The following is a 12,716-nucleotide window of genomic DNA, read 5'->3' on the forward strand; positions in this document are numbered from 1 at the left end:
GACCGGGGAATTACGAGGAAACTGTAATCTCTTGTCAGTTAGTCAGGTAAGCTTATTTCTCTTCTTTCGCTTTTGAGGCCAATTGTAACCAAAGGAACAATGCTCCCGGAACCAGAATAATAGCGGCTGATACCAGCAACGCGGTACGCAGTGAATAGACGTCGTTCAACCAGCCGATAAACGGGGCAATGGCGGCAAACATCAGCCGGATGATGAAGTTACGGATAGACAGGACCGTCGCCCGCATCTCCGAGAATGTCATCTGGTTGATATACCCTTTTAATATCGGCGTAGCAAACCCTCTGATCACGTAAAAGACGAGCAGGATAACCAACCCGGCATACGTCAGGTTGAACGCCAGCGCCACGTAACCGCCTGCTACGAATGTCAGGATCAGTATCCCCATCTTCTTAGGTCCGAAATAGCGGTCCACACGGTCTGAATAAAGGGCGGCGATGCCGACAGTCAGGTTCAGTACCGTCCAGATCACCCCGAACCAGGAGGTTGGCGTATTCATATACATCAGGTAGGGTTGCACGAACCAGGCCATTGTCAGAGTCGCAGCCCCGATGATACCTGAAAACATGATATTATAGCATAGTCTCTTATTCGTAACCAGCGAGTATTTGATGATCCGCATGATCTCCTGTATCGGGCTTTGTATCTTACTCTTGATATTCAGCTCCCGCAGTGCAAAAGCGGCAGGAATGCCGCTGAAGGCGATCACCGCCTGGGCATAAAAAGGATAGCGTAGGGAATAGGCGGCCAGCAATCCGCCGAAGATACCGGCAACGGCTTCCGCAAAGTTTCCGATCATGGTGATACGTCCCTCGTAACGCAGATACAGATTCTCTTTTTTATATTGCACGGTCGTATCGTACAGCAAGGCGGAGTCTGCCCCGTTGACCAGCGTCTGCCCTGTACCCAGCAGTATTTCGGCGATAACGAAAGCAGCGAATGTGGACGTAAAAGAATAGCAAAGATATCCGAAGAAGAAAAGAATACATCCGACTATCAAGCATTTACGCCGTCCCCACACATCGGCAAGATATCCCGACGGTATCTCCAGCGCTACGGCAGCAATCGAATAAACGCTTTTCAGGATGAATACGTCTTGCAGTCCCAGTCCGTGATCTTCATAGAAGAGCACGATGATCGGCATGACCAGGGTGAACCATTTGGATAATTTAATAATGTATAGTGCAAGTATGTTTCGTTTCATTCGGGAGTTTCTTCTCTGGAATCTCCCGACAAAAGTATATATTTTTTCAATAAAGAGCTAATGTGCCAATGGAGATAGCAATAAGTTCAGATCTTTCTAAGTGATTTCTCTTTAACTATCTTCTTTTTACGAATATATTTAAAATATTACGAAATAATCGTATTTGTCTTGCCGCTTTGAAATATAATCCTTTTATTTGCGATGTGTTATATTAAATTAATAAGGTTATGAAAAAGATAGGACTATGTTTGGCTACTGTGATGTTGTTGATGGGGATGAATGGGTGTAAAGATCGTGCGGGAAGTGAAGGACCCTTGCCGGTGCTCGACTTTCGTGCAGATATACCGGATCAGGAAGTAGCTTTGCAGGATTTAGGCAAGGTGCGTTATTTTCGTTTGCATACACCAGGGGATGTGTTGCTGGGCGATCAGATGAAGTTGGCACCGGGTGAGCACGGTTTGTTCTTCTTTGGGCCATCCAGCGGAGATGTGATAGGCTTTGATAAGAAGGGGGAGATGATTTGCCGTTTTAACCGGAAAGGGCAGGGAGGTGAAGAATATGTCAGGATACGCCATATCCTGTATGATGCAAAACGGCAGGAAATCTTTCTGGATGCAATCACCCAAATGCAGGTATATGATCCGGAGGGGAACTTTAAAAGAACATTAAAAATTCCGGAATCTTATCAGATGGATGTCGTGGAGTCTGTGGACGAGAATACGATGGTTTTTCTGGATATGCAAGGCGCTCTCTTCGTGAAAGAAGGGGAGACAACCCGGATAGATGATAATCCGGAAGCAAACAACCAGCCTTTTGTCGTAATGGATAAAGATACCGGAGAAAAGATAGAACGTCTTCCTCTTGTTTCGAACGAGCGTTACCGCAGTATGATCGTGACCACGCGTGACGGACGTCCTTTTGTCTTGTTGAATCGCATGAGAAACCTGCTTACCTGCGACGGAGGAGGTTGTGTGATCAGTGAACCGGCAGCCGATACGCTTTATTTGTTATCCCCCGACCGCCAACTGAAACCGGTCTTTGCCAAGCTCCCGCTATCGACCGAGAAAGACGGCAAGATCGCTTGCGAGATCAGGGCTTTGACACCGGATAAAATGCTTGTCAACGCTGTTTTCCTGAAAGACGAAGGCCAAATGACATTACGGAACGAGCTTTATCTATATACAGTAAAAGAAAATACCTTCTCTCACGTCAAACTGGCGAATAAAGATTGGAAGAACGGAGACATGATGAATTTTGTATTCAATAATAACAAGCTCTATTACATCTTATATCCTTTCACGTTACTCGAAGCGATGGAAAAAGGAGAACTCTCCGGAGAGCTGGCGGAGATAACCAAAACATTGGACGAAGACGAGAATCTGATCCTTATGGAAGTCGATCTCGATTGATTTGACGTTATTATTTATTGTTAGTTAGTAAAAAAGTTATTACTTTGCGACAGTTTTATACTACTAACAATTAAATGATAACAAACTGATACCATGATTTGGAACGAAACTATTGAATGTATGGACCGCGAAGAAATGCGGAAATTACAGAGCATCCGGTTGAAACGGGTTGTCGAACACGTTTATCATAATACCCCCTTTTACCGCAAGAAAATGCAGGAGATGGGTATTACTCCGGATGATATTCAATCTATTGAAGATATATCCAAGCTGCCGTTCACGGTTAAGCAGGATTTACGCGATAATTATCCCTTCGGACTGATGGCTGTACCGATGTCCGAGATTGTTCGTTTGCATGCCTCTTCGGGTACGACCGGAAAACCGATCGTTGTAGGATATACCCGCAAGGACTTGTCCATCTGGTCGGAAGTGGTGGCACGCTGCCTGACGGCTTATGGTATTACAAAGAATGACTCCGTGCAGGTTTCCTATGGCTACGGTTTGTTTACCGGAGGTCTGGGGGCTCATGGCGGCGTGGAAAATATCGGCGGGACAGTGATCCCGATGAGTAGCGGTAATACGCAGAAACAAATCCAGCTGATGCACGATTTCGGTGCGAAAGGACTGGCATGTACGCCTTCGTATGCCCTGTATTTGGCGGAGACGATCCACAGTTCTGGTATCCCTTTGGAAGAATTTCAGTTGAGAGTAGGAGCCTTCGGTGCCGAACCCTGGACGGAAAACATGCGTAAGGAACTGGAAGATAAACTGAACATCAAGGCATACGATATCTACGGACTGACGGAGATCTGCGGTCCCGGTGTCGGAGGCGAATGCGAATGCCAGAACGGGACACACCTGTGGGAAGACCATTTCTTCCCGGAAATCGTCGATCCGGTAACCCTGCAGCCGGTTGCTCCGGGCGAACAAGGCGAACTGGTGTTCACGACATTGACCAAGGAAGGTATGCCGATGATCCGTTACCGTACACGTGACCTGACACATCTGATCTACGAAAAATGCGAATGCGGCCGTACGGCTGTCCGCATGGGCCGTATCCTCGGACGTAGCGACGATATGATGATCATCCGCGGTGTGAACGTATTCCCGTCGCAGGTAGAGTCCGTATTGCTGGAAATGCCGGAATTTGAACCGCATTACCTGATTGTGGTAGATCGTGTGAACAACACCGATACTTTCCAGATCCAGGTGGAAGTACGTCCGGACTATTATTCGGACGAGATGAACAAGATGATCGCGCTGAAGAAGAAGATCGCCGCCCGCATGCAGAGCGTGATCGGTATTCAGCCTGATATAAAGATCGTCGAACCGCGTAGCCTTGAACGCAGTCAGGGCAAGGCTAAACATGTGATCGACAATCGTAAATTAGTTTAACCCCTTAAAAGAGTAAAATGCTATGCTAATTAAACAATTATCCATCTTTCTAGAAAATAAGAAAGGCCGTTTTACGGAAGTAGCAAAGATTTTAGGTGAAGCCGGAGTGAATATGTCGGCCTTTACGGTGGCAGAAAATTCGGATTTCGGTATTCTGCGTCTGATCGTGTCGGATACGGAGAAAGCTATTCAGGTTCTTCGTGAAAAACTATATGCGGTGAGTGTGGCCGATGTCGTATGCCTTCATTGTCCCAATCAGCCGGGTGCGCTGGCTAAGGCGATGGAGATCATTACTTCTGCAGGTATTTTTGTCGAATATATGTATGCTTTCTCGCAGGGAGAGGCGGCGAATGTGATCATCCGTCCCGACAATGTGGAGAAGTGTGCAGAGGTGCTGAAAGCCAATAAACTGGAGCTGATTGCTGCCAGCGATTTATATAAGTTGTAAATATTAACGTTATGCGCTTCGTTATTTTACCGAAAATAATGTAACTTTGCGCGCTAAAAGTATGTGAATGAAAAAGGTTGTATTTTTATTGATGATGATTACGGTCTTGTTATCCTCTTGCGGGGAGTACAACAAGATACTGAAAAGTACGGACTATGAGCTGAAATATTCGTATGCAAAGAAGTACTTCAATGCAAAGCAATATAACAAGTCCGCTACCCTGCTGGATGAACTGGTTACAATCTTTAAAGGAACTGCTTATGCCGAAGAATCCTTGTACCTGCTGGCCCAGAGCTATTACGGACAGAAAGATTATCAGACGGCTTCGCAATACTTTAATACGTATTATACCACCTATCCGAAGGGCGAATACACTGAATTGGCCCGTTATTATTCAGGATATGGCTTGTATCTGGATTCGCCCGATCCGCGGTTAGACCAGACACAGACGTATGAAGCTATCAACCAGTTGCAGCTCTATCTGGAGTATTATCCGCAGAGCGAACGTGCTGCCGAAGCCCAGAAGATCATGTTCGAATTGCAGGAGAAACTGGCTTACAAGGAACTGCTGGCTGTAAGATTGTATTATAACCTGGGTACTTACATGCGCGACAATAACTATTTGTCTGCCGTGATCACTGCCGAGAACGCGTTGAAGAACTATCCTTATTCCAAATATAGGGAAGAGTTCATGTTCTACGTATTACGCTCGAAGTATGAACAGGCTATAAATAGTGTGGAAGAGAAGTTACAGGGTCGTTATCGTGAGGTTGTGGATGAATACTACACTTACATGAACGAATATCCGGAAGGCAAATACGTAAAACAGGCACAAAAGTTCTACGATTACGCCAACAAGAGAATAACAGATACGTATTAACGATATTATTTAACAATAAAGTAAAATGGATTACAGAAAGTCTAACGCTCCTTCGAATACGGTTACCCGTGACATGATGAAGTTGTCAGCCGACACGGGAAATGTGTATGAAACAGTAATGATCATCGGTAAACGAGCTAATCAGATTAGTGTTGAAATGAAGCAGGACCTGGAAAAGAAACTGCAGGAGTTTGCATCATACAACGATAACCTGGAAGAAGTTTTCGAAAACAGAGAGCAGATCGAGATCTCCCGTTATTATGAAAAACTTCCGAAGTCGACGCTGATCGCAGCACAGGAATATGAAGAAGGTAAGGTTTATTATAAGAACCCTGCTAAAGAAAAGAATAACTTCTAAGAAGAAATATTGTGTAAGATATGAAAAGGCTGACCCTGATAGAGTCGGCCTTTCCATTTAAAATGAACTAATAACCATGTTACAAAGAATACAAACAGTTTATTTACTTATTATCGTGGGCCTGATGGTAGCCACGCTGTTTTTACCTCTTGCCTTGTTGCAGGCGGGAGATCAGTTTTACTCTTTCGATGCGACGGGTGTCAGCACGATCGCCGCTGAAGCGGAGTTGGTTTATCCGACGTGGGGACTTTTTGCATTGACGGCGGTGATCTCTATCCTGGCGTTGCTCACCATCTTTTTATTCAAGAAAAGAATCCTGCAGATCCGTCTGTGTGTATTTAATGCCATCCTGATGTTGGGTTTCTATGCTTTGTTCGGTTTCTTTGTATGGATACTGAAAGAAGAACTGGCAGGTGCCGCTCTGAGTGTAAAGATCGCTTTGTCTTTCCCGGTAATTGCCTTGATCCTGGATTACCTAGCTATCCGTAATATCGGTGCCGACGAGGCTCTGGTTCGTTCGCTCGACCGTTTGAGATAAGTCGATAATAATCCTCCGAGAGGATGGAATATATATATGTATGGCGCAGTCATGTTATCAAATAACATGACTGCGTTTTTTGTTTGTTAACGAAGACGAAATTAAATCGGAATAATGTCAGATACTATCTTTGAGTACCTCCTGTCGCTTGTTTAATAAGAGATTTATTGAAAAACGAACATTCTTTAGACGATATTGGATATTGAATAAGGGCTATATAACTTCTTTTGTCATGTGAAATAAATAAAAAATAGCCTATGATTAAAAAAAGAGAACATAATGGTGAAAGGGATAAACCACCCTTAAGAATCTAATCAGAGTTAATTAAAAATTATCCAGGAAAAAACTTAAAAGAAAATGACATTAAACATGAAGAGAGAGAATTTCCGGAGAATGAGAAGCTGGAATGCGGCGTTTGCCCTTCTTTTTTTATTCTCAACCGCTGAGTCGAAGGCGGATACAGGAAAAGGTTCAGAGACCTTCTATCCTACTATTGAAGAAAATGTCGGTGTTACAATCACCCAACAAAATGAACGGACAATAAAAGGTGTCGTTAAGGATGCCACAGGCGAAACTGTTATTGGTGCCAATGTGTCTGTCCTTGGAACAACTACCGGGACTGTAACTGATGTCGAAGGTAACTTCTCATTGAAGGTACCGGTTGGTGCCACCTTAAAAATTTCATTTATCGGTTATAAGGATTTTACTGTTAAAATAACGAACCAGCAAAGTCTGGATGTTATATTGCAGGATGATTCGCAGGCATTGGATGAAGTTGTTGTTGTTGGTTTTGGTACACAAAAGAAAGTAAACCAGACAGGATCGGTTGCTGTTGTCGATGCCAAGAAACTTCAATCCCGACCAGTGGCGACCGTAACGGAAGCTATGCAGGGGTTGGTTCCCGGTATGAATTTTTCTTATGGAGGATCAGGAGGTGCAGAGATAAATCAGAATATGAAAATCAATATTCGTGGTACAGGTACTATTGGTACTGGTTCAAGTGCTTCTCCATTGGTTCTGATCGACGGAATGGAAGGTGACATGAATGTCTTGAATCCAAATGATATAGAGACTATTTCGGTCTTGAAGGATGCTGCTGCTTCATCTATTTACGGATCTCGTGCTCCTTTCGGCGTTGTTTTGATCACGACTAAAAAAGGAAAGGCAGGTAAAGTAAGCATTAACTATAATAATAACTTCCGTTGGACAAAAGCCATAAATATGCCGCATGTGGCTGATTCGTATACATTTGCCCAGTATTTTAATCGCGCAGCAGTTGCTGCTGGCGATACTCCGGCTTTTGATGACGATACAATGAAACGCATCGAAGGATATCAGAACGGGACGTTTACCGATACAACAATACCTAGTTTGAGTGATCCTAATACTTGGGATTGGGTAGGTAACAGTAATAATGACTGGTACGACTTATTATTCGGAAATACAGCATTTTCACAAGAACATTCGCTTAGTATGAATGGCGGATCTGAAAAGTTTCAGTATTATCTATCCGGTAATTTCATGGATGAAAACGGTCTTATGAGTTATCGTCCAGACAACATGAAACGCTATACGATGACTGCTAAAATTAATGCAGAGTTATTCCCTTGGTTACATGTAAATTATAACACTAAATTCATGCGGAAAGACTATGATAAAACCTCTTATCTAGGTAATCAATTGTATCATGAGTTAACAAAGAGATGGCCTACCGAACCGGTACTCGACCCTAACGGATATATATTGAATGACCAGATATCCGGATTGGTAAACAGTGGTTCCGACAATACACAGACGGACTGGTTATACCAACAGTTCCAAGTTGTATTGGAGCCGATAAAAGGGTGGAAAATATTCGGGGAGATCAACTATAAAACGATAGATCAGTTCTGGCATAAACATACTTATAAGTTACCAAAATGGCAGGTAGACGGAAGTGTATTTTACAAAGGAGGATTTGATGTTACATCTGCAGAGGAGTCGGCGGAACGTACAAACTTCTTCAATCCGAACGTCTATACCGAATATATGAAAAGCTTTGGAGGAGGACATACGATGAAAGTGATGGTCGGATTTCAGGCTGAACAAAATAAATATCGTAAGTTGGGAGCAAAGAAAAATGATCTCATTACCGACAATGTACCTAATATATCGCAGGCAACCGGACAGGAAAAAATCACAGATTCCAAACTGGAGCATTGGGCTACTGCCGGTTTCTTCGGTCGTGTCAATTATGACTATAAAGAGCGTTATTTGTTGGAAGTAAACCTCCGTTATGACGGTACATCCCGCTTTGCAGAAGATAAGAGATGGAATTTATTCCCTTCTTTCTCTGTTGGATGGAATGCAGCCAGGGAAGAATTCATGCAACCATACGAACATATAATTAATACCTTGAAGTTCCGTGGCTCATGGGGTGAGTTAGGCAATCAAAACACTGAATCTCTCTATCCTTACATGCAGTTGATGAAATTTACTGCTGCCGATAAGGATGGCAAATGGTTGATAAACAATCAACGTCCTAATACGTCAAATGCTCCGGATTTGGTTTCCGCTTTATTAGGCTGGGAAACGATGCGTTCCTGGAATATAGGTGTAGACCTCGGTTTCATTCAGAATCGTTTGACAATGAGTTTTGACTGGTTTAACCGAAAGACAGTAAATATGGTTGGCCCGGCACCTGAACTTCCCGTAATTTTGGGTACGGCAGTTCCTAAAACGAATAATGCCGACTTATTGTCTCGTGGATTTGAATTGGATTTATCCTGGAGAGACCAAATAGGTGAAGTACAGTATGGTGCCCATTTGCTTTTATCCGATGACCGTCAGAAAATATTGAAATATCCGAATGAAACCGGTTCATTGAATACCTGGCGTGCAGGTGAATATATGGGTGAAATTTGGGGCTTTGAAACGATCGGCATAGCTAAGACTGACCAGGAAATGTCTGATCATTTGGCAACGTTACCCAACGGCGGACAGAATGAGCAAGGCAGTAAGTGGGCAGCCGGTGATATTATGTATAAAGACCTGGATGGGGATGGAGTTATCCATGCGGGCGAAACGATCACAGCCCCCGGCGATTTAAAGATTATCGGTAATAGTACCCCTCGTTTTAAATTCGGTATAGACTTGGATGCTGCCTGGAAAGGATTTGATATAAGAGTGTTCCTGCAGGGAGTTGCAAAGAGAGATTATTGGTTGGATGGTAATATGATGTTTGGTGCGAGTGGAGGAAAGTGGGGTTCTACTGTATTCACTGAGCATATGGATTTCTTCCGTCAGGAAGGGGATGCATGGGGAACGAATTTAGACGGTTATTTCCCTCGTCCGAATTTTGAAGGCGATAAGAATCAGAAAAAACAAACACGTTATCTTCAAAACGCAGCTTACTGTCGTTTGAAAAACTTCCAGATCGGTTATACTATTCCGTCTGAGTTGACAAGAAGAATAGGGGTACAAAACCTCAGATTGTTTTTCTCGGCTGATAACTTGTTCACTTTGACTTCTTTGCCTAATAGTTTTGATCCGGAAACTTTAGGTACAGGATATGGAGCGGATAATAATACTGCCACTTCTACGGCTAAAACATATCCGCTTTCACGGACTATCTCAACAGGATTTAGTGTTAATTTTTAATTGAAATGACAATGAAAACATGGAATAAATATTTAATTCTTTTAGCCGGAGGACTATTGGGATTATCATCATGTAGTGATTTCCTCGATTTGAAACCGGAGGATAAAGTTACGCCGGAAGATTTTCTTTGGACGGAATCGGACCTTGCTTCTTATGCCGTTAAACATTATGAGTTTACTACACATGACGGATATAATATCGGTGCGTGGAAAGAAGATAATCATACAGACAATCAGGTTACGGCTTCATTCGATAACCGATGGGTACCAGGCGAATGGAAAGTGAAGGAGTCGTACAGTAAAAGAGAAGATGACCCCTGGAATTTTGATGCGATAAGAGAATTGAACTACTTTCTGGAGATTGTGATACCCCGTTACAAGGAAGGAACGATTACCGGAGTGGATGCGAATGTCCGGCAGTATATCGGGGAGATTTATTTTCAACGAGCCTGGAAATATTTCAGTAAACTACAGACATTCGGTGATTTCCCAATCGTGAAAACAACTTTACCGGATGAAAAGGAACCTTTGGTCGAAGCAAGTAAGCGCCAGCCGCGGAATGAAGTTGCCAAATTTATTCTGAGCGATTTGGACGAAGCGATATCTTATCTGAGTAATACACCTCCGGGAGGAAAAAACAGAATTACCCGGAACGCTGCTTTGTTGGTAAAATCGAGAGTCGCTTTATTTGAAGCAAGTTGGTTGACCTATCATAAAGGTACGGACCGTGTACCGGGAGGCTCCGGATGGCCGGGGAAAGACTTTTCCGGTAATCTCGATTCAGATATCGCTTATTTCCTAGAAGAATGTAAAAAAGCGGCTTCTGAATTAGCCGATCAGGGTTTGCTTGCAGAGAACATTGCGGGAGAAAGGAAGATGGGAAATCCTTATTTTGCACAGTTTACGCTTGAAGATATGGAAGGTTGTCCGGAAATTTTATTCTGGAAGAAGTATAATAATACAGATTTCGATATCTTTCATTTCGCCACATCTTATCTTCCTAGTGGCGGTAACTCCGGATTTACCCGTCAATATGTAGAGACATTTCTGATGAGTAACGGTTTACCCATTTATGCATCAGGCTCGGGGTATAAAGGCGATACATCTGTTGATAATGTGAGAGAAGGCAGGGAATCGCGCCTGGATTTATTCATGATGAAACCGAAAGAGGTGCTGGATACGAAAGTAGGGCTGACCTGGGGATCGAAAGAGACTGGTGCTCCCGGCATTCTTAATCTGGCTGAAAGCAGAGCCGTTACGGGTTACGGATTGCGTAAAGGTTTGAGTGATAATTATTACACAGGAGGCCAGACAAGTATAGAAGGTTGTCCTATATTCCGTGCAGCAGAAGCTTATCTTAATTATGTGGAAGCTTCTTGTATTGAAAATAATGGTACAAGTATCGATTCAAAGGCGCAGGCTTATTGGAATGTTATTCGCGAGAGGGCAAAATTACCTGATTATAAAGTGACCCTCGATGCAACCGACTTGAGTAAAGAATCAGATTGGGGAGTATATTCGGCAGGACAGCAAGTAAGTAAACTATTATATTGCATTCGTCGTGAACGCCGTTGCGAACTGGTGGAAGAAGGTTTCCGAATGATGGACCTGAAACGATGGAGAGCGCTTGACCAGGTGAAGAATTATCAGGTTGAAGGAGTTAACTTGTGGGAGTCTGATTTGAAAGATGCTTATAAGGATGCCGATACAGGTAAGAATCTGTTAATTCCGCAAGGACAGGAAAACCCGAATGTTTCCAGTTATGCGGAAAGCGGCAAATATTTGCGTCCTTATCAGATCGTAAAAACGAATAATATCATATTTAACGGATATAATTGGTGCGATGCTCATTATTTATCTCCGATTGCTTTGACCCATTTCAGGATTACGGCAACCAATCCGGATGATCTGTCCACTTCAGTGATTTACCAGAATCCTGGATGGCCGCTTACGCCTTCCGGAGCTAAATAATAAGAGCAATAGTTCTTTAGGTAGAATATACATAATTGATGTGGAAAAGTTTCCTCCTCTGTGAAGAGGGGGGACTTTTATCGATATGTCTTTTATTATAACGTTGTTTTATTCAATTATCTATTAATAATTTAAAAATTACAATCATGGGAATCTTAGTAAAAGCAATACAGCGGATCAACCCCAGAAATAAGAATGCGGCCAAGAAATGGTTTGCCGTTCAGAACTCTGCCGGACTGGTCAGTGAAACGAAAGTTGCCGAGTTGATCGCGGACGAAACGACTTTAAATGCGGCGGAAGCACTGATGTCTATTCGTCAACTATATAAAATACTGCTCCGTTTGTTGTTGAGTGGTAATAGTGTGAAACTGGGTAATTGGGGAACGTTCTCCATTACTCTTAATTGTAAGGGAGTAGAGAAGAAAGAAGATTTGAAGGCTACGGATATTATGCGTGTCAATATTAATTTTCAGCCGGGTGAGGAAATGAAGATAGCTTTACAGAAAGCTGAATTTGTCTGGATAGATAAGCTTGTTGAAGGTAAAGTCAATGCAGGGGGCGGTGGTTCTGATCGTCCTGAGATAGAGTAAATATTTTGTTCTCTGAATGTGAAAGGTTTCTCCGGATTATGGTGAGGAACCTTTTTTTGTATCAGGTTCTGTGAGATAAAGGATTGGGTTTTGTGAGATAAAGGACTTGTCGTTGTGAGATAAAGGACTCGCCTTCATGAGATAAAGGACTCGCCTTTGTAAGACGAAGAAGTCACGATTGTGAAATAAGGGATTCGGTTTTGTGAGATAAAGAAACTTGCATCATGAGATAAAAAAGTTAGTGTTATAAGTAACCATTCTCCTCTT

General features: G+C 43.0%; 10 protein-coding genes. 9 read left to right on the forward strand and 1 reads right to left on the reverse strand.

Annotated elements, in window-relative coordinates; all coding sequences use genetic code 11:
* Positions 1-52: 52 nt before the first annotated feature.
* Positions 53-1,222, reverse strand: coding sequence for an MFS transporter (locus DWX23_RS09435; RefSeq protein WP_122374293.1), 1,170 nt, complete (start codon positions 1,220-1,222; stop codon positions 53-55).
* Between the two features lie 227 nt (positions 1,223-1,449).
* Here DWX23_RS09435 and DWX23_RS09440 point away from each other — a divergent pair, with 227 nt between their 5' ends.
* The 9 genes from DWX23_RS09440 to DWX23_RS09480 all read left to right on the forward strand — a co-directional run bounded on the left by DWX23_RS09440 (position 1,450) and on the right by DWX23_RS09480 (position 12,449).
* Complete coding sequence (locus DWX23_RS09440; protein ID WP_122374294.1) at positions 1,450-2,631, forward strand: 6-bladed beta-propeller; 1,182 nt, start codon at positions 1,450-1,452, stop codon at positions 2,629-2,631.
* Positions 2,632-2,724: 93 nt separating this feature from the next.
* Positions 2,725-4,026 carry a phenylacetate--CoA ligase family protein gene (locus tag DWX23_RS09445; protein WP_122374295.1) on the forward strand — a complete coding sequence of 434 codons (1,302 nt, stop codon included), beginning with the start codon at positions 2,725-2,727 and terminating at the stop codon, positions 4,024-4,026.
* A gap of 22 nt (positions 4,027-4,048) precedes the next feature.
* Positions 4,049-4,474, forward strand: a complete 426-nt coding sequence (locus DWX23_RS09450; RefSeq protein WP_028726750.1) for an amino acid-binding protein — start codon at positions 4,049-4,051, stop codon at positions 4,472-4,474.
* Positions 4,475-4,541: 67 nt separating this feature from the next.
* Positions 4,542-5,354 carry an outer membrane protein assembly factor BamD gene (locus DWX23_RS09455; RefSeq protein ID WP_122352405.1) on the forward strand — a complete coding sequence of 271 codons (813 nt, stop codon included), beginning with the start codon at positions 4,542-4,544 and terminating at the stop codon, positions 5,352-5,354.
* A gap of 25 nt (positions 5,355-5,379) precedes the next feature.
* Positions 5,380-5,712 (forward strand): DNA-directed RNA polymerase subunit omega, encoded by a 333-nt coding sequence (locus tag DWX23_RS09460; RefSeq protein WP_122352406.1) that lies wholly within the window; start codon positions 5,380-5,382, stop codon positions 5,710-5,712.
* Between the two features lie 76 nt (positions 5,713-5,788).
* Entirely contained in the window at positions 5,789-6,250 is a 462-nt protein-coding gene (locus DWX23_RS09465; RefSeq protein ID WP_122352407.1) for a DUF4293 domain-containing protein, read from the forward strand.
* Between the two features lie 369 nt (positions 6,251-6,619).
* Positions 6,620-9,889 (forward strand): TonB-dependent receptor, encoded by a 3,270-nt coding sequence (locus tag DWX23_RS09470; protein WP_233587563.1) that lies wholly within the window; start codon positions 6,620-6,622, stop codon positions 9,887-9,889.
* Between the two features lie 11 nt (positions 9,890-9,900).
* A complete protein-coding gene (locus DWX23_RS09475; RefSeq protein WP_122374297.1) occupies positions 9,901-11,859 on the forward strand; it encodes a RagB/SusD family nutrient uptake outer membrane protein in 1,959 nt (652 codons plus the stop codon).
* A gap of 146 nt (positions 11,860-12,005) precedes the next feature.
* The gene (locus tag DWX23_RS09480) at positions 12,006-12,449 is read left to right on the forward strand and encodes an HU family DNA-binding protein (RefSeq protein WP_122374298.1); all 444 of its coding nucleotides are present in this window, start codon (positions 12,006-12,008) and stop codon (positions 12,447-12,449) included.
* Positions 12,450-12,716: the final 267 nt, after the last annotated feature.

Source organism: Parabacteroides sp. AF18-52 (assembly GCF_003479145.1).
GTDB classification, from domain to species: Bacteria; Bacteroidota; Bacteroidia; order Bacteroidales; family Tannerellaceae; genus Parabacteroides; species Parabacteroides faecis.